This window comes from Geitlerinema calcuttense NRMC-F 0142, assembly GCF_030285425.1.
The window spans coordinates 46079-71394 of the sequence record NZ_JASVEJ010000003.1 but is presented as its reverse complement, the minus strand read 5'-3'; the positions used below and the strand labels follow the sequence as shown (position 1 = coordinate 71394).

The window sequence follows — 25316 nt, the reverse complement described above, 5'->3', positions numbered from 1 at the left end:
CATAACGAGTGCTTCTCTAAGTCCTGAGTAGAAAGTGCTGAGTGAGAAGTTGTTGCGCGCTCAGGCGTGCGTAGCAGTGTTTCCTGTATCTTCTTCCCCAACCCCCAACTCCTAACTCCCAACTCCCTTCTTCCCACTCAGCACTCATTCCTCAGTTGCCAACAAAGACGCAAGGGCTTAAGTTCAACAGAGATGAGTATTGTTGGGTTGATCGAATGCTGGCAAAGCGAATTTTACCGTGTTTGGATGTAAAAGCGGGTCGGGTGGTGAAGGGGGTGAATTTTGTCGATCTTCGGGATGCGGGCGATCCGGTAGAGTTGGCACAGGTTTATAATGATGCGGGGGCTGATGAGTTGGTGTTTCTGGATATTACAGCCACTCATGAAGACCGCGACATTATTTTAGATGTGGTCTACCGGACAGCCGAACAGGTGTTTATTCCCCTAACGGTGGGCGGGGGAATTCAATCCTTAGAAATGATTAAAAGTTTGTTAAGGGCGGGGGCGGATAAAGTTAGTATTAATTCCGCCGCAGTGCGCGATCCAGCGTTGATTAACCGAGCGAGCGATCGCTTTGGCAATCAGTGTATTGTGGTGGCTATTGATGCTCGGCGACGCACCGATCCGGAGAATCCGGGTTGGGACGTTTATGTCCGGGGCGGTCGAGAGAATACAGGTATTGATGCAATTGCTTGGGCAAAAGAGGTAGAACAGCGGGGTGCTGGAGAACTCCTCGTGACCAGTATGGACGCCGATGGGACTCAGGCGGGCTATGATTTAGCTCTGACCCGCGCGATCGCAGAAGCGGTACAAATTCCAGCGATCGCTTCTGGTGGGGCTGGAAATTGTCAGCATATCGCCCAAGCTTTAACGGAGGGGAAAGCGGAAGCCGCCCTATTAGCTTCTCTTTTGCATTACGGACAGTTAAGCGTTGCTCAAATTAAGCAGCATTTGACTGAGCAAAATATTCCGGTTCGCTATAACGGAGCCTGAGTTTAGCCTAAAAGTAGCTCTCGATCGAGAAGTGGACACTGGCACGAGGAGAACTGTTACAATACAGTTAATGTTACGTTTCGTAAACTTGCAATGATCGTTATTCTCATAATCGTCATTGCCTTAGTTGCCTGGTCTCTTCACCTAATGCAAGAGGCTGTAGAACAGCGAGAGTTTTCGCTGATGCTGGCTGGATTTTTAGTGGCCGTCTCTGCTGCTGCAATGGTTGCCGTCTATTTCTTGATGGGTCACTATGTCGGCTATATGAGTCAGATGAACCACGAATCCTCAGTGTCAGTGGACTTCTCTGAATCGATGAGTTGGGTGGTGTTGTCCGAGGAGCCTAGAACCTCTTGGGAACCCTCCTCCCAAACCAGTACGCTGATGCGCTACTAAGGAAGCGATCGCTATTTTTCAGTTCAAAGTTCAGATACCTCATTATTAACATAAGATTAAAAATCGGATTGATAGAATGCCCCGAATCCACTATTGGCGATCCTACTGAGTGCAATTGATTGCAGGAGGTTTTCTAAGTTCTCCCCAAATCCGATAAGATGCCAAAGGGTAAGTTTGTGGCTGATGAGCGCTGATTTGCTGTGAATTCAGCAAATTAACGGTGATTGCTGCCCAATCTCACCAACTACAATGAGGACTTGTTTTGTATCTCTCGCGCTGACGGGCGAGTCAGCAAGACTCAACTCAACCTCCTCAGATGAAGGCAATTTTTTGCCGATAACAGGAAGTTGCCGTTAGGAGACTATGATATGGAAAATGTCATACCAGAGCTTGATAGTATCAGTCGCAAACTAATGAGCATGGATCGACCCAAAAAGCCGAAGATGCTGGTGGTGGATGACGAGCCAGATAATCTAGATTTACTGTACCGAACCTTTCGGCGAGATTTTCAAGTTCTCAGGGCAGAAAGTGGCGTCCGCGCCTTGGAGGTTCTGGCGAGCGAAGGGGAAGTTGCTGTCATTATTTCTGACCAACGGATGCCAGAAATGAAGGGAACCGAGTTTCTCAGCCGGACAGTTCCCCAGTTTCCCAACACGATGCGGATTATTCTTACCGGGTTTACCGATGTGGAAGACCTGGTGGAAGCCATTAACTCCGGTCAAGTTTATAAATATATTACAAAGCCTTGGGACCCTAACGAACTCAAGGCAGTTGTGCAGCGAGCCGCAGAAACCTACGAACTCCTCAAACAGCGTACCGAGGAACTGCACCGCGCTCAAGCTCAAACGGCTTTACTCTACACGATCGTTCAAGTCTCTCGCGAATCTTCGGGAACTGAGGAAATTCTCACCCCTCTGGCCGAAGCATTTGGCAAGAATTTTGACGCTGACGGCTGCATTTTGCAACTGGTGCAGGGGACTTCATTACTCGCCACTCAGGGGACTTATGGCAAAACCCAGGGGGTGGAGAATTGGCTGGCGAAAGACCCCTTGGCCGCAGAAGCGATCGCCTCTAGCAGTATGCAAGTGTCTGTGAACGTGGCAGCCGATAGTGCGTTGGCAGAGGTGGAACATTATGCGGCAACTGGAACTCAAGCACATTTAATTATCCCCATTACCCACGACGATCGGGTTTTAGCGGTACTTTCCTTGCAGTGGAAGCAGCCTTGCCGACTGCGGGAGGATGAATTAACCTCAATCCACCTGTCGGCTCAACTGGTGGCTTTAGCGTTGATTTGTACCCATAACGTGCAGGCGGTGGGTTAACCCATGCAAGCGGATCGGGTGCGAGAAATTTTTGACCGGATCGCTCCGGTGTACGATCGCCTCAATGATGGGTTAAGTCTGGGACAGCATCGCGTCTGGAAACAGATGACCGTTAAGTGGAGTGCGGCGAAACCGGGAGACACCTGTTTAGATTTGTGTTGCGGCAGTGGCGATCTCAGTTTAAGGCTCAGTCATTGCGTCGGCAATCGCGGTCAGGTTTATGGGGTGGATTTTTCCCGCGAGTTGTTGGCGATCGCCAAAACGCGCCATTTAGAGACGTATCCTCGCTATCCCATTCAATGGGTAGAAGCCGACGCCTTGCAGCTTCCCTTTGAGGAGGGTTGCTTTGATGCGGCAACAATGGGGTATGGGTTGCGAAATGTCACCGATATCCCCCAATGCTTGCGGGAGTTACACCGCGTGCTTAAACCGGGTGCAAAAGCCGCTATTTTAGATTTTCACCGGCCGAGTTTGGATTGGATGCGAACTTTTCAACAGTGGTATCTCGATCGGATTGTCGTGCCAGCCGCTCAAAATCTGGGTTTAACGGAAGAATATGCTTACATTACCCCCAGTTTAGAACGGTTCCCAATGGGCGAACAACAGGTGGTGCTAGCCCAGCAGGCGGGTTTTGGTTTAGCCACTCACTACCCCATCGCGGGCGGTATGATGGGGGTATTGGTCGTTACCAAATAACAACGTTGTCGGTTAAGCGTCCTTTGATTTTAGAGGTGCGATCGCTCAGGTCTAGATGGGTCTGTTCGCCATCACTTGACTTTTTTGTACTTCTGTGCAAGAAGGGTTCGCTCTAAACTGCAACGTCTGAACCCCTGCTGTCAACTCACAACTGACGTTACCTTGAATTGGTCTGAACTCTGGATTTATATTGTTCCACCCGTTGCAGGTGGAGTGATTGGCTATTTTACCAACGATCTAGCCATCAAAATGCTGTTTCGTCCCTATCGCGCCTATACGCTAGGGGGGTGGAAGGTTCCGTTCACGCCGGGATTAATTCCTAGCAACCAGGGACGATTAGCCAAGCGGATTGCAGATACCATTATGGGGTCTTTACTGACTCCCACTGAACTGCAAAGTATTGCCAAACGCCTGCTAGCCACCGAACGAATGCAGAGTGCGATTTTATGGTTGCTGAAATCTGCTCTCGACCAGATCCAAGCTGATAAAGAACAAAAGACGGTTAAAATTGTAGCGGGCGTCTTGCGCGATTTGTTAGGGCAATCTTTACCGCGTTTAATTAAGGTGTTGGCGCGGCGAGAGGATTTTTTAGAAGTTCAACTTAATCAGATTTTCGATCAAGTTCTTTTGGAGTTTCAACTGACAGAAGAACAGGCGCGATCGCTCTCAGATTGGCTGCTGATGGTAGTCATTCCCCCAGATGTGATTCGCCAAGCATTAGTCGATTTTCTCACCGATCGCAATATTCAAATCATTGATGAAGGATTTCGTGAAAAAACCAGCGGCACCTACTGGGTGGTTGCTAATTTATTAGGGTTAAAAAATAGTTTATCTCGCTTGCGAACCTATTGCTTGGATGAACGAGAAGAAGCCAATACTCGCATTCAAGAGTTAGTGATTTCTTTGAATGTGCGCGATCGCATTAAGCAGTGGTTGAAAAATGTCTCCCTGCAAAACCTTCCTGTATCTACAGTTCGCCAACTGCGGAAAACAATGCGCGAAAGCGTTCGCACTTATATCCAAACGCGAGGTTCAGATCTCCTGCAAGGTTTAAGTTCTTCAATTGATTGGGAAAATGTTGCCAGTATTGCGATTAATCGCTTAAGAACTTCTCCAGTGCTGACTTCTTCTTTGGAAGTGATTAGTCAGGAACTGGCTTTGATATTAGAACGCTATTTAGAACGAGATTTAGAAATTATTGTTGCTCAAACTTTGCCGATTTTAGATATCGATCAAGTGATTATCGATCGGGTGAACGCGACTTCCCCCAGCGATTTAGAAACGGCGATTAATGGGATTGTTCGCAGCGAATTGCAAGCCATTGTAAATTTAGGAGGTGTCCTCGGTTTTATTATTGGTTTGTTGCAAACCGTTTTACTCATTTATCAGCAGATTTAGCGCCTTAACTCTCCGGTTTAGATGGAGTCTATTCGATGGTCAATGTTAAACCTAGATTTGAAAGTTTTGCAGAGTATCTCCTCTACGAAAATCGTTCAGAAAAATTTTATGAATTGTTTAACGGAGAACTCATCGAAATGCCTCCTGAATCAGGGTTAAATGTTCAAATTGCTAATCGACTGTTCTTGGTTTTTGCTTTGATGCTAGGTACCGATCGAGTGAGGGCGCAAGGACTAGAATTGGAAGTGAAAGGCGAACCCAAAAATCGATATCCCGATCTTACTATTATTCGAGAAGAACATATTCAACAACTCTCAACGCGCAACACCATTCGCCTTTCTATGTTGCCGCCTCTACTCGTTGTTGAAATTGTCAGTCCTGGAGAGATTCAAAGAGAAAGAGATTACATCGCTAAAAGAATACAATATCAAGATTGCCAAATTCCTGAATACTGGATTGTCGATCCTCAGCTACAAGCGATTATTGTATTAGAGTTAATCGACTCTGCTTATACAGAAGTGGGTCAGTTTAAGGATGATGAATGGGTCATCTCTCCCGGTTTCAGAGAACTGAATCTGAAGGTTTCTGATATTTTTATAACCCCTTAGCAATATAGCGCGATCGCTCAATTGTTTAAAAGTCGATTAGCAAACGCGATCGCGCTATCGGCGGCGCTGACAAAACCCACCCCATAGCAGGAACGCTTGCGCCAAACGCATACGGGAAGATGTCCGGCGGGTGCATTGAGACTAAAATTCAGTTCGTCGTAATAAAGCCATTTTTGCCGAACGCGCCAACCCACGCGATCGCAAAACTCCGGGTAAGCATACTCCACGCTAGCAAAAATTTCGAGTTGGATGCTCAAACCAAATAGCCCCCCGCTAAAGTCCACCCAAAGCCGATCGATCGTCTGTAAATCCGTTTGGGGAAACCCCGCAACATCCTCCAACCCCAGACAACCGGCGGTTTCTTGTTGAGTAATGGCTAACAACAACAACCAAGTGTACTCATCCGCCTCCCGCCATTTCCCATCAGCTAACAGCATTTCGAGGTGAGTATAGTCCATTCCCACCTCTGAGGGCCAGCGGGCAGGGGCTGGAAAATTTAAGCTTTGTAAATCTCTTAAAAGCTGTTGAACGAGGGTTAAAAGTTCGGCGCGATCGCGTTTTGCGGCTTCTAACTCGGCCAACAGATGCGATCGCTCGATCGCCGCTTGGTGTAAACTGGCTTGCAACGCTTCTAACTTTGTCTCAAAACCTGCAAGCCTTGCAGCCGTGGAATCGGAAGCCTGACAAACCTCACGATTGAGAGGTCGGGTTTGTTCCGGTTGGGAATCAATCACGATCGTCCCACTCGGTAACTGATAGCCCGTCAGAACTCCAGCTTTCCACCAACGCCAAGCCGTTTTGTAAGAAACGCCCGCTTGTCGGGCATAGTCAGAAAGTTTCAAATTCCGGCACGCAATAACTTTAAATACCGATCGTATCCTGAATAACTCAGGGTAGATTTGATCGAACTCAGACAAAAGTTAGGATGGGGCGGATTCGGATTTGTAAACCCATCATCACTCACTTGCAGTGCAGTTATAGGGAGGGCGATCGCGGTGATTTCTTCATCTCAACCCATAGCCATCGAACTCGATCGAATTGTTAGCCTGTGCCAGCAGAGTCCGATCGGCAAACGCTTACCCGGTGCCCTCTACATCCACCGCAGCGCCTTATCTCACCTCGATCCGCAACTGCAAGCTTACGCCAACGCCGCCCGCGCGATCGCCCCCACCCTAACGGAATTCACCTTAATTAAATTCCATTACGATCGACCCAAAATTTCTTACCTATTTTACCCCGACTTCGACAGCGATCCGCATCCGCAACTCGTCACCAGTTGGCAAATTGACTTAGCCAATCAAACCCTAGGCGATCGCGATTACACAACCAGCGACAATCCCCCCATTCTCCACCGCAAAGAAACCTTTGTCGCCCCCGACTATCCGGGCTACGAAACCTTCGCAGAACTGACGCGCCAAGAAGAAGCGATCGGACTTTTAGATAAACGGCGAGGAATGGCGATCGGCACCTTACAAAATTGGTTAGATTGTTTAGCCGAATTTGGGGTAGAAATTCACGATCATCAAGTCATTCAATCTCCCGAATTTGACAGACGATCCGTTCTTCCCCGCATCGAACGCCACAAAGCCGCCATTCCCCGCAAAGACGTATCGCGCCCGGTTCGGTTAGCCCTAGAAGCCGAATTATTTGCCCCAGAAGCGACCTTTTTTGATTACGGTTGCGGCTATGGGGGAGATGTGGAACGCCTCCACGAAAAAGGGATTGTGAGTGCAGGCTGGGACCCCTATTATCAGCCCGATGCGCCCCTAGTGTCGGCCGATATCGTTAACTTGGGTTACGTGATCAACGTGATTGAATGCCAAGCCGAACGTCGGGAAGCTTTAATTAAAGCCTGGGAATTAACCCAACAGGTGTTAATTGTCTCCGCCCAAGTTTTAATTAACGAACGTACAGACGGACAAATCGCCTATGGGGATGGCATTATTACGAGGCGCAATACCTTCCAGAAATATTACGAACAAGAAGAACTCAAAGTTTATATCGATCAAGTCTTAGAGGTGGATGCGGTTCCCGTCGGGTTGGGCGTTTACTTTGTGTTTCGCGATCGCACCCGCGCCACGAGTTTCCGCGCCTCTCGCTTCCATTCCCGCGCCTCCACTCCCCGCATCCGCCAACCCAGCAAGCGGTTTGAAGACTATCAAGAACTCGTCGCCCCCGTTATGACCTTTTTTACCGAACGGGGAAGGCTACCTTATAAAGGGGAACTCTCCACAGAAGCCGAAATTTTAGACGAATTTAGAACCTATCGCCGCGCCTTTCAACTGATCTTACAGGTTACGCAGGCCGAAGAGTGGGACGCTTTGAGCGATCGCCGTCGAGACGACCTCCTAGTCTATATTGCCCTCACCCAATTTGGCAATCGACCCAAAAAAATTAGCGAATTTTCTCCCTTAGTCCAAAACGACATTAAAAGCTTATTTGGTAGCTACCGCACTGCCTGCATTCTCGCCGATCAAATGCTCTTTAGCATTGGCGATCTCAACTTTGTCAAAAAATGCTGCCAGCATACCCCTGTCGGAAAACAATCTAAGCGCGCCTTTTCCGTTCACCGTCGCTATCTCGATACCCTCGATCCGAGATTGCGTCTCTACGAAGGTTGCGCCAATCGTACCATCGGACGCCTAGAAAATGTCACCACCATTAAATTTCACACCGATCGGCCAAAAATCTCTTATCACTACTATCCCGATTTCGACACCGATCCGCACCCGGTTTTACACACCAGTATGCAAATTGACTTGCGCGACTTAACCGTCAGTTATAAAGACTACTCAACCCTCAAAGATCCGCCCATCCTCCACCAAAAAGATCGTCTAGTGGGTTCCGACTATCCCAACGCCGACAAATGGATCGAACTCACCCAAACAGAAGCCAGTTGGGGACTCTACCAAAACGAACAAGCCATCCGCACTCGCCAAGGCTGGCTGCAATGTTTAGCCGAACATTGTGCCACAATTGAAAATCATCAACTCATCTATCGCCAGGATGCCGATCCGGAAGCCTTAAAGCTAGCAAAAGCCGCCCACCAAACGTTCGCACAAGAGTTTAACCGGGTTGACTGACAAAACTCCCAAAACCTTGATTCTTGGGTAGGTTGGGTTAGCCTTAGCGTAACCCAACAAAACTGATACAGTTAGGTTTCGCGATGTTCAACCCCACCTACCCAAAAGATTTGTCAGTCAATCAGGGAGTTTAACTCGTAATCCAATCGACTAACTTCTATCGGAAATCTTGGTTTTATAGATTAACCCGACTAATTTTTGACTCAGCACTTTTCTATAGCAGCGTTATCCCAATGGTTGCTTCACCCCCAATTAGAATTCCCCATCGCTTAAAAGTTACTGACGAACAGTTCTGGCAACTGTTGAACGTTAATCCCGATATTCGGATGGAACGCACGGCTGAAGGCGAATTAATTATTATGGCACCCACGGGCAGCGAAGGCGGTTCTTTTAACCTAGAACTGAGTACAGATTTAGCGATTTGGAATCGTCAAACGGGTTTAGGAGTCGCTTTTGACTCTTCCACAGGTTTTCGCTTACCCAATGGTGCAACTCGTTCTCCGGATAGTTCTTGGGTGACAAAGGAACGGTGGAACGCGCTAACCCCCGAACAACGAAAAGGGTTTGCACCAATTTGTCCCGATTTCGTTTTAGAATTGGCGTCTCTAACAGACGATATCGAGGAACTCCGCGCCAAAATGCGCGAATATTTGGAAAATGGCAGTCGTTTAGGCTGGTTAATCGATCTGAGAACTCAGCAAGTTGAAATCTATCGTATCAGTCAATCTGTAGAGGTTCTGCAATCGCCTGCAACGCTTTCTGGTGAAGATGTTTTACCAGGATTTATCCTGAGTCTAGGAGTTGTTTTAAAACAAATAAGGTGAGCAATAATGCCCACCCAAAACCTAAACTCGCCTATTGACGGTTTAACATTTATTTGTCGGGTTGAGGAGTCATCCGCAGGTAAGGCTTAACTTCGGTGTAGCCTTTGGGGAATTTCTCCTTGAGAACTTCGGGATCTTTGAGAGAGGGGACAATTACGCAGTCGCCGCCATCGGTCCAGTTTGCAGGGGTAGCAACGCTATAATTGTCAGTCAGTTGTAGGGAGTCAATCACCCGCAAGATTTCATCAAAGTTGCGTCCTGTGCTAGCGGGGTAGGTGAGAACGAGGCGCAGCTTCTTCTGAGGATCGATGATGAAGACAGAACGCACGGTGAGGGTGTTGTTGGCGTTCGGGTGAATCATGTCGTACAGATCCGAGACTTTGCGATCGGGATCTGCCAAAATCGGATAGTTCAGCGTGGTGCTTTGGGTTTCTTCAATATCTTGCGTCCAACCCTTGTGAGATTCGACATCATCAACGCTGAGAGCAATGGTTTTGACGTTGCGCTTGTCAAATTCGGGTTTAAGTTTTGCAACCATCCCCAATTCGGTCGTGCAAACGGGGGTAAAATCTGCGGGGTGAGAAAACAGTACAACCCAACTGTCACCTGCCCACTCGAAAAAGTCGATTTCGCCGTGGGTGGAGTTTTGCTTAAAATTGGGTACTGTGTCACCGAGTCGGAGAGACATAACTTGAGTTCCTGCGATCTATGAAAATTATCGTCTATTCTGCATCATGCCATAAAAGCACAGTTTTCCGACCGGAGTTTAGAACATCTTTGGGTTTGTATTGATTTTTCTAAACAGCTATATTAATTTTATTTATCAATTCGCGATCGCCTTGGGCAAAACTCAGCCAGAAACATACAGCAAATCTGCCCATTTTCTCTAAAACACAAGAATCTTTACAGTTATTCGGTTTAGATCGATGTTTTTACTCCTACAGAGCTTAATTCAAGCCATTCAACCGTTCTTGGTGCCGCTGTGCTTTATTTTTGCCTGGACGCTGATCGGATTAATAGCTTGGAGTCTGTGGTCTGCCATCCAAGACGGGGTGGCTAAAGCCAAACAGATGCATCAAATTCCCTGTACGGGTTGCCAATTTTTTACCAATGACTACCGGCTGAAGTGTACGGTACATCCCGATATTGCGAATTCAGAGCAAGCGATTGATTGCACCGATTTCACAGCCGTCAACAATCCATTAAATGTCCATTAATTGACCCAACCCTATGCTAATTCGCAAATTGCATGAATGCGAGGAATTTATCGCCGGAGATGGTACCCAACTAAGAGAGTTGTTACACCCGGATAAGCAGCCATTGGAACTGCGCTACAGTTTAGCCCATGCGATTGTTCCGGTTGGACAGACTTCTATTTTGCACTCGCTAACCACCTCTGAGGTGTATTACATCCTGAGTGGAGAAGGCGAAATGCATATTGATGAGGAAGTGCGGCGGGTAGAACCGGGGGATGCTGTTTATATTCCGCCGAATGCCAAGCAGTTCATTCACAATTGCGGCCAAGAACCTTTAGTGTTTATTTGTATGGTCGATCCGGCTTGGCGCAAGGAAGATGAAACAATTTACGCTGAAGAGTAGCTGGGGGTAGAGAGGGCGATCGCCTTGGGCCTTCTGTTTTAGAATGCAAAGAGGATCGGCATTCCCCATTTTCCAAACTTCATGATTGAGACCGTACAGACTCAGCTTTATTACCTGCAACAGTTCGCGAACCACCTCGTCGCCAACCAACTCACCCATATCAACGCCATTAGCATTGGCACGATCTTTCTAGCAGGATTGTTGACCAGCCTCACCCCCTGTATGCTGTCCATGCTGCCCATTACCATTGGCTATATTGGCGGTTATGAGGCACAAACGCGGCTGCAAGCGGCTACTCAATCGACTTGGTTTGCTTTGGGATTGGCAACAACCCTCGCTGGATTGGGGATTCTGGCTGCCGTCGTCGGGAAAGTTTACGGACAAATTGGCATCGGTTTGCCGATCGTCGTCAGCGCGATCGCGATTATTATGGGCTTGAACCTCCTAGAGGCCCTACCCTTGCAACTGCCTTCTTGGGGAGGAATGGACTGGATCTCGAAAGAATGGCCCGATGGGGTGAGATCCTACCTGATTGGTTTAACCTTCGGCTTAGTCGCTTCCCCTTGCAGCACTCCAGTTTTAGCCTCCCTGCTAGCCTGGATTTCCACCACCAAAGACCCGCTGTTGGGAAGTGCCTTACTGTTATCCTATACAGCAGGTTATGTCTCGCCCTTAATTTTGGCTGGAACCTTCACCGCCTCAATCAAAAAAATCCTAGAACTGCGTCAATGGTCAAACTGGATTACTCCAGTTAGTGGTGCCTTATTAGTCGCATTTGGGGTTTTCTCCCTGCTGTTCCGTCTGATTCCTGCTGTTTGACACCCGGTTGGGTGATGGTTTGTATCTGGCACTCTAATGACTTCTAATCGCCTATTTTTGTCTAAATTATCGAGCTTGTGGACAGTTCCACAAGGGTATTTCAAAAAAGAGTTATTACCCGTTTTAGCAGATTTGCGTTTGGCCATTATCCTGCTGTTGGCGATCGCGCTGTTCAGCATTTCGGGTACGGTCATCGAACAAGGGCAATCCCTCGCCTTTTATCAAGCGAACTATCCCGAAGATCCGGCCCTATTTGGCTTTCTGAGTTGGAAAGTCCTCTTAACCCTAGGCCTAGACCATGTCTATCGAACCTGGTGGTTTCTGGCACTATTAATCCTCTTTGGTTCCAGCTTAACGGCCTGCACCTTTACCCGCCAATTCCCCGCCCTGAAAGCGGCCCGACGCTGGCAATTTTACAAACAGCCGCGACAATTTGAGAAACTCGCCCTCAGTACAGAACTCGCGTCTGGTTCTCCCGACTCCTTAGAAACCCTTTTGCAAAACTACCGCTATCGCGTCTTTCGCGAAGGCGATACCCTCTACGCCCGCAAAGGGATTGCAGGACGGATTGGCCCGATTATTGTTCACGCTAGTATGCTGCTAATTTTGGCGGGTTCCATTATCGGTGCAATGACGGGTTTTGTCGCCCAAGAGATGATTCCTAGCGGGGAAACCTTCCAAATTCGCAATATCCTCGATGCGGGCCCCTACGCCGCCTCGCAAGTTCCCACAGATTGGTCGGTGAAAGTGAATCGCTTTTGGATTGACTACACGCCCAACGGCACCATCGACCAGTTTTACTCCGATTTATCGGTTTTGGACAAAGACGGAAACGAGGTAAAGCGCAAAACCATTCATGTGAACGAACCCCTGCGTTATCAGGGCGTCACCTTATATCAAGCCGACTGGGGATTAGCAGCAGTGCGGGTGCAACTGAATAATAGCCCGATTTTTCAACTGCCGATGGGTCAGTTGGATACCCAGGGAAAAGGCCGCCTTTGGGGGACTTGGATTCCCACCAAGCCAGATTTGAGTGCAGGGGTATCGCTGATTGCCAAAGATTTACAGGGAATGCTGTTAATTTATGATGCGCGGGGTCAACTGATTTCTACCCTCCGCGAGGGGATGGGGTTAGAGGTGAATGACGTGACGCTGAAAATCCGCGAAGTCATTGGCAGTACGGGATTGCAAATTAAAGCCGATCCGGGGATTCCGGTAGTTTATGCGGGGTTTGGGTTGTTGATGGTGGGGGTGGTGATGAGTTATCTGTCTCACTCTCAAATTTGGGCGTTGCAAGCGGGCGATCGCTTTTATGTGGGAGGACGGACAAATCGCGCCCAGGTGGTGTTTGAACGAGAACTGATGAGTATTTTGGAGCAGTTAGAGCGATCGCCTCATTCAGCGAATTGATAAGCTAGAGGGAGTATTGCCATGCACTTAGGGACAAGCGATTGTTAATGCTAGGTGCCGATGGGCGATCGCGCTACGGATGTGTTTCACTCGGCAACAGCCCATCTCCCTCGTTTATGGGTTGTTTCACTTCAGCCCTCTGTTCTGGCTAGCTTCCCCTAATTTTCCTTTGTAGGAGCAATCATGATGATCGATTTTCCGGGCTACCAGATTCTAGCGAAGATTTATGAAAGCTCTAATTCGCTAGTTTATCGCGGTCATCGCGAGTCGGACAATCTCCCCGTGATTCTCAAGATTCTCCACGAGGACTATCCACCCCCAGAAAAGTTGACTCGCTACAAGCAGGAATTTGAAATTACTCGCAGTCTGAATCTTCCTGGCGTGGTAAAAGCTTACGGCTTACAAAATTACCAAAATACACTCGCCATGATCCTAGAAGACTTCGGGGGAGAATCGCTGAGGATTTTAATGTCCTCGCAGAAGTTTACATTTTTAGGGTTTCTCACCCTCGCCATTAAAATTACCGAAAGCTTAGGCGAATTGCATAGCGCTAACGTTATTCATAAAGATATTAATCCGTCTAATGTCGTTGTTAACCCCTTAACCGGACAAGTTAAGCTGATTGATTTCAGTATTTCTAGTATCTTGACGCGAGAAACTCCCACTTTAACCAATCCTTCGGTTTTAGAAGGGACGCTGGCGTATATGTCTCCCGAACAAACGGGAAGAATGAATCGAACCCTAGACTATCGCACGGATTTTTATTCGCTAGGGGTGACGTTTTATGAAATCTTAACCCACCAACTCCCGTTTACGGCAACCGATCCAATGGAATTAGTCCATTGTCATATTGCCAAACAGCCGGTTCCCCCGCATTTAGTCAACCCAGACGTTCCTAAAGTTATCTCTGAAATTGTGATGAAGCTGTTGGCAAAAGCAGCCGAAGACCGATATCAAAGTGCCTATGGATTGAAAGCCGATTTAGAAAATTGTCTCAATCAACTGCAAGTTACAGGTTATATTGCGGATTTTGCGTTAGGCAGCCAAGATATTGCCGATAAATTTCAAATTCCCCAAAAACTTTACGGGCGCGAACGCGAAGTTGAAACCCTGTTAGAAGCCTTTGAACGCGTCAGCCAAGGGACAACCGAAATTATGCTGGTGGCGGGTTATTCTGGGGTTGGGAAATCGGCGTTAGTGCAAGAAATTTATAAGCCCATTACTCGCAAATACGGTTATTTTGTCAGCGGGAAGTTCGATCAACTGCAACGCAGCATTCCGTATTCAGCAATTGTCAGCGCCTTCTCAGAATTGGTGCGCCTGTTGCTGACTGAAACCGAAGCACAACTAGAGGCTTGGCGGCAAAAACTGACTCACGCCCTCGGTCCGAATGGACAAATTATTATTGATGTTATTCCCGAAGTGGAGTGGATTATTGGTCCTCAGTCGCCCGTGGCAGAACTGGGACCTACAGAAACGCAAAATCGCTTTAATCAAGTTTTTCAAAATTTTATTCGCGTTTTTTGTCAACCGGAACATCCCCTGGCGATCTTTTTAGACGATCTCCAGTGGGCGGACTCTGCAACGTTGAAGTTAATTGATTTAATTGTCACCGATCCCCAGATTAAGCATCTGTTTTTAATTGGGGCTTATCGCGATAATGAGGTGAGTTCAACCCATCCTTTAACGATCGTGATTGATTCGTTAGTGCAGGAGAATGTTACGGTTAATCAGATTAATTTAGTGCCGTTAAAGCTAGAAAAAGTGACGCAATTGATCGCAGATACCCTCCATAGCGATCGCGAAGGCATTAAACCCCTAGCTGAGTTAACCCTTCGCAAGACAGAGGGAAACCCGTTTTTTGTCAATGAGTTCTTAAAAACACTTTACCAAGAGAACCTGTTAACCTTTACAACCCCCCAGTCAGGGGGAATTGGGCGATGGCAGTGGGATATTGCTCAAATTGAGGCGATCGCCATTACCGATAATGTGGTTGACTTAATGATCCGCAAACTCCGCAAACTCCCGGAAGCAACGCAACAAGTGCTGCGGTTAGTGGCCTGTTTGGGGAATCAATTTGACTTAAACACGCTTTCTTTGATCTACGAAAAAGAATCCTTTGAAACCTTTCAAGACCTGTTACCCGCAATTCAAATTGGCTTAATTCAAGCCACTTCAGAATTAGAAGCAACGGAAGCCGAAGCCATTAATTCGCCTTTATTAATTCTCAATTATAAGTTTTTGCACGACCGCGTTCAGCAGGCCGCCTACACCTTAATTGATGACGATCGCAAAAAAGTTGTCCACCTGAGAATTGGACGCTTGTTGCTAGCAAGTACCCCAGTTGAATACCGTTCAGAACGGATTTTTGAATTAATCGATCACCTGAATATTGGGCGCAGCTTAATTCAAGATAAAGGGGAATTATTAGAACTCGCAACGCTGAACTTAGAAGCCGCTAAAAAAGCCAAAGATGCCACAGCTTATGTCGCGGCGCGCGAATACCTAACGGCCGCAATGGAAGGCTTGGGGCCAGAGATTTGGCAAGAGTCCTATGACTTAGCCTTAGCCTTGCATAAGGAACGAGCAGAAATCGAGCATCTCAATAGTAACTTTGAAGAATCCGAACAATTTATTCAAATCACCTTAGAGCAAGTTCACTCTCTTTTAGAGAAAACAGAAATCTATAACCTGCTTCTTATTCAGTATACATTACAAGGGAAAAGCGAAGAAGCGATCGCCGCCGCCAAAACCGCCTTATCTTTACTCGGTTTAGAGATACCCGAAACCGATATCGGAGCCGCCATTGGCACTGAATTGGCTGAGGCAAAAAGCAACCTGGGAGACTTGCCCATTTCTGAACTTTATCACAAGCCTGAAATGGCAAGTCCAGAAAACAAAATTGCGCTGAAACTGCTCAACAACCTCCTCCCCTCAGCTTATTTTAGAAGCGCGGAACTGTGGACATTAGTAGCACTGAAAGCCGTAAATCTTTCCCTCAAGTATGGAGATGCACCCGAATCAGCACCTTGCTATGGAACCTACGGTATTCTCCTCACCTCCATCTTTGGCGATTATAAATCGGCTTACGAATTTGGTGTCGTCTCGCTAAAATTGAGCGAAAAATGGCGTAGGCTAGATTTAAAATGTAAAGTCTGTAGTACCCTAGCTAATGCCCTCAACTTCTGGTTCAAACCCCTCAAAGAATCCAACTATCTGAACAATGAAGGCTACCAAGCGGGGTTAGATTCTGGCGACTTGCAATTCGCTGGATACATCCTTAATTACAAAGCCACTAACTTCTTCTTTCAAGGAAGAAACCTATCTCAAATCCTTTCAGAGTTACCAGGGTATCTGCAATTCACCCAGAAGTCAAAAAATCAAATGGCAACAGATACCATTCAAGGATTAGAGTTCATTTTACTCAATCTTCGCAAACTGACCGAGCATAAACTCGCCTTCTCTACAGAAACCTTGGATGATGCAGTCTTTCAAAGCAACTGCGAACAAAATCAAAACTTTTATTCCCTCTGTATTTACCAGATTCTTAAACTGCAAATTCTCTATCTTTATGGCGAATTCCAAGAGGCGCTAAAGTTGGTTGAAACCATCGAAAAGAACCTGCAATTCGTTACGGGAATCTTTGTATCCACTGAATTTAATTTTTATAACTCTCTGCTACTAGCAGCCCTCTATCCAACAGCTACCGCCGAGGAACAACAGCGCTATCTCGAAAAAATTGAAAGCAATCAAAAATCGCTGAAAATCTGGGCTGAAAACAGTGCAGAGAATTTTCTGCATAAGTTGCTTTTTGTAGAAGCAGAAGTGGCGCGTGCTTTAGGTCAATTTGAAACCGCTCTTGACCTTTATGAGCAAGCAATTTCCACCGCTAGAGAAAATGACTTTATTCAACATGAATCTCTGATTAATGAAAGAGTAGCTTTATTTTGGGTAGAGCGAAACAAACCCAAATATGTTAAAGTCCATATTCGCGATGCTTATTTTGGCTATCAACGTTGGGGAGCAATTCGCAAAACAGAAGAGTTAGAAACGCAGTATCCTCAGTTTTGTAGTCCGTCGCGTTCTCCCATTCGCTTACCCGGTCAAGATATCGTCTCAGTCATCCATACTTCTACCGGAAGTCGCTCTGAGGTGCTAGATTTAGGGACGGTCATGAAAGCCTCTCAAGCGATATCCAGCGAAATTGTTCTCGATAAGTTGCTCTCATCTTTGATGAGAATCTTGATTGAAAATGCGGGAGCGCAAAAGGGATTTTTGTTATTACCTAAAGAGGAAGGATTGCAGATTGCGGCTCAAGCTTCTGTTACTCAAGAGCAAGTGGTTATTCGGGATTCTGCTTTAAAAGAAGCAGGGGAAGATTTGCCCATTGCCATTATTCATTATGTTGAAAGAACCCTGACCGATGTTGTATTGGGTCATGCGGCTAATGATGGGCGTTTTAGTAGCGATTCCTATGTGGTCAATCAGCAACTTAAGTCGATTTTATGTACGCCAATTGTTAACCACGGTCAACTGATTGGAATACTTTATTTAGAAAATAATTTAATTGTAGGAGCGTTTACGCCAGAGCGCTTAGAAGTCTTGCGCCTGCTTTCTTCCCAAACCGCAATCTCTCTAGAAAATGCCCTGCTATACGCTTCAATGGAGCAGAAAGTGCAGCAAAGAACGCAGGAGTTAAATGATAAAAACGAACGCTTATCAAAAGCATTGCAGGAATTAAGAAAGACACAAGCTCAACTGATTCAGACTGAGAAAATGTCCGGTTTAGGACAAATGGTTGCGGGTATTGCTCACGAAATTAATAACCCCATCAGCTTTATCTATGGCAATATTGAACACGCGAATAATTATATTCAAGATATCTTCAATTTGCTGCGCGCTTATCAGCAAGAAGTTCCTCAACCTTCTGCTCAAATTCAAACGATTATCGATCGAATTGATTTAGATTTCCTGATTGAAGACTTGCAAAATCTCTTAGAATCAATGCAAGTTGGAGCAGAACGCATTCGCAATATTATTTTATCTTTGCGAAACTTCTCTCGCTTGGATGAAGCTTCTATGAAGCCTGTTGATATTCATTCGGGAATTGATAGCACTGTGATGCTGTTACAGCCTCGTCTGAGAGCAGAAGGCGATCGCACTGAGATTGAAATCCGTAGAGAGTACAGCGAATTACCAAAAATTACCTGTTATGCCTCTCAACTCAATCAGGTTTTTATGAATATTCTAACGAATGCCATTGATGCAATTGATGAGGTTAGAAAACAAGCGAGCGATCGCTCTTTCGATCCCATCATCACAATTCGTACAGAAGCGCTTGACGATCGCCATATAAAGATTCAAATTATTGATAATGGCCCAGGGATGCCTGAAGACGTTCAGAAACGAATTTTCGATCCTTTCTTTACTACAAAACCTGTGGGTTCGGGAACCGGCTTAGGTCTATCGATTAGCTATTCAATTATTGTAGATTCTCATGGAGGTCAACTGAGCTGCGTCTCATTACCCGGACAAGGCTCAGAATTTATTATTCAAATTCCCAAACAACCTCAACTTTTAAATGGCGTGCAAACTAAAAATTCTCATTAATTATTAATAAATTTTATTCAGACTGATAGTTGAGTTGACCATAGATTCAACTCAAGTCTGTGTTAAACTTATTGTCTCAATAGACAGGTACTACAGATAGCGTTTCTTCTTGATTTTGAGAAGATTTCGCGCTATATGTAGTAAATTTTCCTGGATTCCCAACACTACAGATCGCTGACAAACTTTCACTATGGTTCGAGAACTCGAAAAAGCCATTTCTACAGGTGAATTTCCTGAAGCCGCACCTGTTGCTAATCCCGTGTTTTACCGCACGTACAGCCGCCGCATTGGAGACAAGCGCGAAACCTGGCAAGAAGTGTGCGATCGCACTGTCTCCGGTTTAACCAAACTCGGCAAACTCACCCCCCCAGAATCCGCCCTCCTCTACCGGATGCAAAGCCAGCTTAAAGCCCTCTCCTCTGGGCGCTGGCTGTGGGTTGGCGGCACCGAATGGGTAGAACAGCAACAGAACTTCTCTGGGGCTTACAACTGCTCCTCCACCAATATTAGCGACTGGCGAGCCTTTGGCTTACTGATGGATTTAGCGATGATGGGATGCGGCACAGGTGCAGTTCTCGAACCGCGTTATATTAATCAGCTTCCTGCTATTCGCAACCGCCTAAACCTCAGCGTACAAGATACCGTTGGCGTTACCCCCGCCCTGCAACGCCGCGAAGAAACGGAAGTAAAAGTTACAGGCAATACGGTCATTATTCATGTCGGCGACTCCCGTAAAGGTTGGGTAAATTCCTATCAAACTTTACTGGAACTTTCCAGCGACGAACGCTTTAACGGCGAAGTTAACGTTAAAGTCGATCTCAGCGATATTCGACCCGCAGGCGAACCCTTAAAAGGCTTTGGCGGCGTTGCCAACCCTGTTAAATTGCCCGAACTCTATCAGCGGTGTACGGCACTTTTAAATAAAGCCGTTGGTCGTCAATTAACCTCTGTTGAATGCTGTTTATTAATTGATGAAGCAGCTGTCACGATTGTAGCCGGTAATATTAGAAGATCGGCCGGGATGCGTCAATTTAACTCCCATGATGAATTAGGGGCAACTGCAAAAGATAATTTATGGCAGCAGGATGAGAACGGCAACTGGCGAATTGACCCAGAACGCGATTCTCTGCGGATGGCAAATCATACCCGTGTTTTCCATCAAAAACCAACCCTAGAAGAATCGATTAATGCTGTGAGAAAGCAGTATTATTCGGGAGAAGGGGCGATTCAATGGGCAGGGGAAGCGGTTGCTCGTTCTAATGTCGATTTATTCACAACTCCTCAACAGGAAAAAGAGTTTTTGCAAGCCTATTCTAAAGGAGAGGCAAAGCAGTGGATTCAACAGCATTATCCTGACATTGATGAAAAAGAGTTAGACCATCGTTTAAGCCGTTTGGGTCTAAATCCTTGCGTCACAGCCGATACTTGGGTTCATACAGAATTTGGCCCGCGCCAAGTTCAAGAACTGATTGGCATTCAGCATGGAACCTATGTCAATGGCGAACTTTTTTCCACAACATCTGACGGGTTCTTTTTGACAGGAATGAAGCCGATTGTCAAACTAACCACTAAAGAAGGATATTCGCTGCGTCTGACAGATAATCATCAGGTCTTGCGCGTGACGGCGCAAACCCAAAAGAAACAGTATAGTGAGTGGGTTGAAGTCAAAGACCTAAAAGCAGGCGATCGCATCCTCATTCACAACCATCGAGGGTTACAGCCGTGGTCAGGTTGCGGCAGTGTTGAAGAAGGATGGCTACTCGGTAGCTTAGTGGGGGATGGATCTTTTGCCCAAACTCAATACCATCCCCAAGCAATCCTTCGTTTTTGGGGTGACTCACAGAGCGAAATGCTAGAGTATGCTGTAGCAACGCTGCAAAAAACTGTTGCTCATGGTACCAACTTGGCAGGGCATTACCACACACTTCATAATCTTAGCCAAGTAGCATCTTCTGGTTTGGCAACCTTAGCTGAAAAATATGGATTAAAGCGAGGTTGTAAAGAAATTACTCCCCAAATTGAACAAGCCAGCTATGCGTTTTATCAAGGCTTTTTAAGGGGCTTGTTTGATGCAGATGGTAGCGTCCAAGGCAATCAGCAAAAAGGTATTAGTGTCCGTTTATCCCAGAGTAACTTAACATTACTCAAAGCTGCTCAACGGATGTTACTACGCTTAGGAATTGCCGCAAAGATTTACGAAGAACGACGAACGGAAGGTAATCGTTTTCTGCCGAATAGCGAACGTCAACCCACTGAATATTTTTGCAAAGCTCAACATGAGTTGGTCATTGCCAATGACAATCTCTACTACTTTGAAAAAGTCATTGGTTTCTTGCAGCCAGACAAGCAGAAAAAACTGCAAGTTGCATTGAATGGATATCAACGCTGTTTGAATCGCGAACGATTCACCGCCGAGGTTAAATTCATTGAATCTGATGGGTTTGAAGCTGTATATGATTGTACTGTCCCCGGCCCTTCCCGTTTTGATGCTAATGGTCTTGTGGCTCACAACTGCGGAGAAATTTTAGGCGCAGATTTTCACTGTGTTGACGGCAATACTCTGCTCATTACCCGCGATGGACTGCACCCCATTCGGGATGTAGTCGGGCAAACGGTAGAAGTTTGGAATGGTAAACGCTGGAGTCAAGTTGTTCCAATTCTAACAGGGCAAAATCGTCAACTGTACCGTGTTTCTTTTGGCGATGGTACTTACTTAGATGTTACGGAAAAACACCGTTTCTTTGTCAAAGATCGTTTTGGCAAAGATTATGAGGAATTGACCACAGCAGAATTAAGCGAACGGCTGAAAGCGAGCAAATATAAACTGCATACAGAACCGTTCCAAATTGTTTACACTGATGGCAAATTTGTCGAACCCACTTGGGCTTATACTTTAGGGCAACTGGTGGGAGATGGTTCTCTCTGTAAATCGCATGGTAAGCCCCAGTTACAACTGAGGTTGTATGGGGTAAAACGTCACCAAGAATTAACGATTGCAGGGCGTACTTCTGGTGAAAAGCGCTATTACACTGAGTCCAAGGAAGTTCCCTGTTTGCTCTATACCGGATTTCAAACCCATTTCGATCCAGAGCAAGTCCGTTTACTCAAAAATACGGCTCCTGCCTTTAGTGAAATTGCCACTTGGGATCGGGAATCTATTTTGCATTTTGTAGCTGGGTTGGCTGATGCAGATGGTTCGAGAGTTGAAAGTGGTGGGATTCGGATTTATCTGTCCGATTACGAGCGCGCCTATCGAGTCTATTTGTTGTTGGCTAAATGTGGGATTCGTTCTTCTATTAATTTGCAAGCCAAGGCTGGACAGATTACAAATCTAGGAATGCGTAACCGGGATTTGTGGTATTTACAAATTACTGATTGTGCGGCTATTCCTTGTCAACGGCTGGATACTTCCGGAGGACATTTACCCCAGGCGAAAGGAAAGTATCAAATTGTGCAATCTGTGGAAGCTCTACCGGGTAGGCATGAAACCTTCTGCTTTAATGAGCCGGAGTTCCATAAAGGGGTGTTTGGTGGAACCTTAACAGGTCAATGTAATTTGGCTGAGATTCACCTCAATCAAATCGATCCGAAAAACTTGCAAGAACAGGAAGATGCGTTTACAGCCGGGGCGCTTTCGGTTGCCATTTTACTCAATCATCAATTTACCGAACCGCGCTATCAATATAGCCGTTCCATCGATCCGATTGTGGGGGTTTCCTTTACCGGGTTGTTTGACTTCTTTGTACAGGCGTTTGGGGTGGAATGGTTGCGTTGGTGGGAAGAAGGCCGCCCGGAAACCGAGCAAGGTTTAGCCTTTAAACAGCAGGAAGCGGACTATTTGAACCGCTGGCGCGAGATTGTGCATCGGGTGGTGTGGGATTATTGCGACAACCATCAGCTAAAACGCCCCAACCGCTGCACGACGGTACAGCCTAGCGGTACCAAGTCGCTGTTAACGGGTGCTTCCCCAGGATGGCATCCCCCCAAAGCCCAACGCTTTATCCGCCGCGTCACCTTCCGTAAAAACGATCCGGTAGCTCTCGCCTGTATCGATTACGGTTACAATGTGGTTCCCTCGCAATCGGATAAGGACGAAAATGGCAACTTGCTAAACGATCCCTTCGATCCCAGATGTTCGGAATGGTTGGTAGAGATTCCAGTATCGGTACTTTGGGCAGACTTACCAGGGGCGGATGAAATTGACATTAGCAAGTTCTCAGCTTTAGCCCAAATGGACTTTTATATGCAAGTCCAAAAACACTATACGCGCCACAACACTAGCGCCACCATTGAGTTACGGGAAAATGAGGTGGAAGGTTTAGGCCAGCGCATCTATCAGGCCATTGAAGAGGATGAAGGCTACATTTCTGCGGCCTTACTCGCCCGGTTTGATGACTTGCAAACCTTCCCCCGTCTGCCGTTTGAACCGATTAGCAAACAGCAGTACGAACAACTGTTAGAAGAGGTTCAGCAGCGGCGAACAACGATGAATTTCCATACAGCGTTAAGTCGCTATGACTTGGGCGAAATGGTGGAAGCAGGACCTGCTGGATGCGATTCTGATAAGTGTATGTTGCCCGAACAACAGCCTAATTAATCGATTGTGTTGAATTAACATCCTCCCCAGATTGGGGAGGATTTTTGTAGAGAGGTTGAATGCTATAGCGTTTTTTGATTGGATGAGATACGGCACGATCCCCCTAAATCCCCCTTAGTAAGGGAGACTTTGAAGAAAGTGTACTTCACGAACCTGAAAAATGCTGTATGTCTGTAAGCGATCGCACTTTATGCCAAATTCTGCTGGATACGCAAACCATTGCAGTAGTGGGACATTCGGATAAACCCACCAGGGTTAGCTACCAAATTGCCCAGTTTTTGCGCCAAGCGGGTTATCGGGTGATTCCAGTCAATCCCCAAATTCGCGAGATTGAGGGAGCAACCTGTTATGCGTCTTTGCGGGAGATTCCAGAGAGGGTAGATTTAGTCAATGTGTTTCGCCGCAGCGAATTTTTAGCGGAGATTATAGAAGAGGCGATCGCAATTAACGCCGCTACCGTTTGGGCGCAGTTAGGCATCCAAGACGAAGCCGCCGCCCAAACCGCCCGCAAAGCCGGAGTCAACGCCATTATGAACGCTTGCATTAAAATCGAGTATCAGCGCCTAGGGGTGCAGAAACGTTAGAATCCCAAACAGAGAGCGTAAGGAAATTAACCGCGTGTTTTTAGACGAACTCAGCCCAATTTTTCGAGAACTCACCAAAGAACCCGTCGCCTTTTTCGGGGGATTTTTCTCTGGCGTCCTGCGCCTGAACCTGTACGAAGATCCCGTCAAAAGTTGGTTAGACCAACAGGTGGAATCTGCAACCACCGTGCCGTTCCCAAGCGATTACACCAACGGGAATGGGCCGCAGTCGATTTCTATCGAATAGGGATCGAGGCAAAAGGCACGATGAGTGTGTACTTTTGCCCAATATTCTCAATTTACGGATAGAAACTCAGTTGCGGTAAACCGAGGGTTTCCTCCCAACCCATCATCAGGTTTAAGCATTGAATGGCTTGTCCGGCTTGACCTTTCACGAGGTTATCAATCGCTGACATCACAATCACGCGATCCGTACGCGGATCGACCTCAATCCCGATATAGCAGAGATTGGTTCCACAGGCCCATTTGGTTTGGGGATAGGTGCTACCGGGGAGAATTCTCACCCAAGGGGACGTGCGATAGAAGGCGGTATAGATGGTAATCAGATCCTCGCGCACTAGCCCTGGATCGCGCAAGTTGGCGTAGACGGTGGCGAGAATTCCCCGTACCATCGGAACCAGGTGGGGGGTGAACTGAACCATCACCTCATGTCCGGCAAGGTCGCTACAGACCTGTTCAATTTCGGGCGTATGGCGGTGACGGGCGACCCCGTAGGCGGCGAAAGAGTTATCGGCCTCGGCGAGAAGCAAATGGGTTTTGGCGGCGCGTCCGCCTCCAGAGGTGCCGGATTTGGCATCGACAATGGCGGTTTCTGGAACGATTAACCCCTGCTTGAGTAGCGGGGAAAGGGCCAGAAGACTGGCGGTCGGGTAGCAACCCGGACAGCCGACGAGGTTGGCTGTGGCAATGCGATCGCGATACAGTTCGGGCAAGCCATAAACGGCAGTATCCGCCACATCTCGATCGTTGCGATCGCCCCCATACCACGCCTTATAAGTCTCTAAGTTACTAAAGCGGTAATCGGCGGATAAGTCTAGAACCTTGCAACCCTTTTCTAGAAGTTTGGGGGCCATATTATAGGCTAACCCGTTGGGGAGAGAGAGAAACACCACCTGACAGCGAGAGGCGATCGCATCGAGATCGATGGGTTCAATGGTTAAATTGACGCGATGACCCAAATGCGGATACAGATCGCTAAAAGATTTTCCGGCACTACTATCCCCTCCCAGATAGGCAATTTCAATCTGAGGATGATCCATCAGGAGTCGGACGAGTTGTACGCCGCCATAACCTGATGCGCCAATAATCCCAACTGGAACTCGTCCTTGTGTGTCGCCCATCTTGCTTGACCTTT

The 25316-nt window shown here is 46.9% G+C and carries 18 protein-coding genes and 1 pseudogene; 16 read left to right on the top strand and 3 right to left on the bottom strand.

Annotated elements, in window-relative coordinates; translation table 11 throughout:
- The first annotated feature begins 215 nt into the window (after positions 1 to 215).
- From hisF to QQ055_RS01035, 6 genes and pseudogenes are all read left to right on the top strand, one after another.
- Positions 216 to 992, top strand: coding sequence for an imidazole glycerol phosphate synthase subunit HisF (gene hisF / locus QQ055_RS01060; RefSeq protein ID WP_285963040.1), 777 nt, complete (start codon positions 216 to 218; stop codon positions 990 to 992).
- A 93-nt stretch (positions 993 to 1085) separates the two neighbouring features.
- Positions 1086 to 1271 (top strand): annotated as a pseudogene (locus QQ055_RS01055) (hypothetical protein); the annotation flags it as partial.
- A 485-nt stretch (positions 1272 to 1756) separates the two neighbouring features.
- On the top strand, positions 1757 to 2713 hold the full coding sequence (locus QQ055_RS01050; RefSeq protein WP_285963039.1) for a response regulator: 957 nt from the start codon (positions 1757 to 1759) through the stop codon (positions 2711 to 2713).
- Positions 2714 to 2716: 3 nt separating this feature from the next.
- On the top strand, positions 2717 to 3409 hold the full coding sequence (ubiE, locus tag QQ055_RS01045; RefSeq protein WP_285963038.1) for a bifunctional demethylmenaquinone methyltransferase/2-methoxy-6-polyprenyl-1,4-benzoquinol methylase UbiE: 693 nt from the start codon (positions 2717 to 2719) through the stop codon (positions 3407 to 3409).
- 162 nt (positions 3410 to 3571) lie between these two features.
- Complete coding sequence (locus QQ055_RS01040; RefSeq protein ID WP_285963037.1) at positions 3572 to 4807, top strand: DUF445 domain-containing protein; 1236 nt, start codon at positions 3572 to 3574, stop codon at positions 4805 to 4807.
- A 35-nt stretch (positions 4808 to 4842) separates the two neighbouring features.
- Positions 4843 to 5415 carry a Uma2 family endonuclease gene (locus QQ055_RS01035; RefSeq protein WP_069968023.1) on the top strand — a complete coding sequence of 191 codons (573 nt, stop codon included), beginning with the start codon at positions 4843 to 4845 and terminating at the stop codon, positions 5413 to 5415.
- A gap of 17 nt (positions 5416 to 5432) precedes the next feature.
- On the opposite strand, the gene QQ055_RS01030 is transcribed toward QQ055_RS01035, so the two are convergent.
- Positions 5433 to 6257, bottom strand: a complete 825-nt coding sequence (locus tag QQ055_RS01030) for a GUN4 domain-containing protein (protein WP_286004077.1) — start codon at positions 6255 to 6257, stop codon at positions 5433 to 5435.
- 153 nt (positions 6258 to 6410) lie between these two features.
- Here QQ055_RS01030 and QQ055_RS01025 point away from each other — a divergent pair, with 153 nt between their 5' ends.
- Together QQ055_RS01025 and QQ055_RS01020 are read left to right on the top strand one after the other, a co-directional pair.
- Entirely contained in the window at positions 6411 to 8498 is a 2088-nt protein-coding gene (locus QQ055_RS01025; protein WP_286004076.1) for a DNA phosphorothioation-associated putative methyltransferase, read from the top strand.
- Between the two features lie 233 nt (positions 8499 to 8731).
- Entirely contained in the window at positions 8732 to 9322 is a 591-nt protein-coding gene (locus tag QQ055_RS01020; RefSeq protein WP_286004075.1) for a Uma2 family endonuclease, read from the top strand.
- 49 nt (positions 9323 to 9371) lie between these two features.
- Here QQ055_RS01020 and QQ055_RS01015 read toward each other — a convergent pair whose 3' ends face one another.
- On the bottom strand, positions 9372 to 10010 hold the full coding sequence (locus QQ055_RS01015; RefSeq protein WP_286004074.1) for a peroxiredoxin: 639 nt from the start codon (positions 10008 to 10010) through the stop codon (positions 9372 to 9374).
- Between the two features lie 238 nt (positions 10011 to 10248).
- Here QQ055_RS01015 and QQ055_RS01010 point away from each other — a divergent pair, with 238 nt between their 5' ends.
- The 8 genes from QQ055_RS01010 to QQ055_RS00975 all read left to right on the top strand — a co-directional run bounded on the left by QQ055_RS01010 (position 10249) and on the right by QQ055_RS00975 (position 24188).
- Positions 10249 to 10539 (top strand): hypothetical protein, encoded by a 291-nt coding sequence (locus QQ055_RS01010; RefSeq protein ID WP_069968019.1) that lies wholly within the window; start codon positions 10249 to 10251, stop codon positions 10537 to 10539.
- 13 nt (positions 10540 to 10552) lie between these two features.
- Positions 10553 to 10921, top strand: a complete 369-nt coding sequence (locus tag QQ055_RS01005; RefSeq protein ID WP_069968018.1) for a cupin domain-containing protein — start codon at positions 10553 to 10555, stop codon at positions 10919 to 10921.
- A gap of 81 nt (positions 10922 to 11002) precedes the next feature.
- Positions 11003 to 11740, top strand: coding sequence for a cytochrome c biogenesis protein CcdA (locus tag QQ055_RS01000; RefSeq protein WP_069968017.1), 738 nt, complete (start codon positions 11003 to 11005; stop codon positions 11738 to 11740).
- A 36-nt stretch (positions 11741 to 11776) separates the two neighbouring features.
- Positions 11777 to 13150, top strand: a complete 1374-nt coding sequence (locus tag QQ055_RS00995; RefSeq protein ID WP_284474380.1) for a cytochrome c biogenesis protein — start codon at positions 11777 to 11779, stop codon at positions 13148 to 13150.
- A gap of 183 nt (positions 13151 to 13333) precedes the next feature.
- Positions 13334 to 18760 (top strand): trifunctional serine/threonine-protein kinase/ATP-binding protein/sensor histidine kinase, encoded by a 5427-nt coding sequence (locus QQ055_RS00990; protein ID WP_349775300.1) that lies wholly within the window; start codon positions 13334 to 13336, stop codon positions 18758 to 18760.
- A 190-nt stretch (positions 18761 to 18950) separates the two neighbouring features.
- Entirely contained in the window at positions 18951 to 23357 is a 4407-nt protein-coding gene (gene nrdJ, locus QQ055_RS00985; protein ID WP_284474379.1) for a ribonucleoside-triphosphate reductase, adenosylcobalamin-dependent, read from the top strand.
- Positions 23358 to 23524: 167 nt separating this feature from the next.
- Positions 23525 to 23941 (top strand): CoA-binding protein, encoded by a 417-nt coding sequence (locus QQ055_RS00980; protein ID WP_284474378.1) that lies wholly within the window; start codon positions 23525 to 23527, stop codon positions 23939 to 23941.
- Between the two features lie 34 nt (positions 23942 to 23975).
- The gene (locus QQ055_RS00975; RefSeq protein WP_069968013.1) at positions 23976 to 24188 is read left to right on the top strand and encodes a ssl0294 family protein; all 213 of its coding nucleotides are present in this window, start codon (positions 23976 to 23978) and stop codon (positions 24186 to 24188) included.
- 52 nt (positions 24189 to 24240) lie between these two features.
- Here QQ055_RS00975 and argC read toward each other — a convergent pair whose 3' ends face one another.
- Positions 24241 to 25302, bottom strand: a complete 1062-nt coding sequence (argC, locus tag QQ055_RS00970; protein ID WP_284474377.1) for an N-acetyl-gamma-glutamyl-phosphate reductase — start codon at positions 25300 to 25302, stop codon at positions 24241 to 24243.
- Between the last annotated feature and the right edge of the window lie 14 nt (positions 25303 to 25316).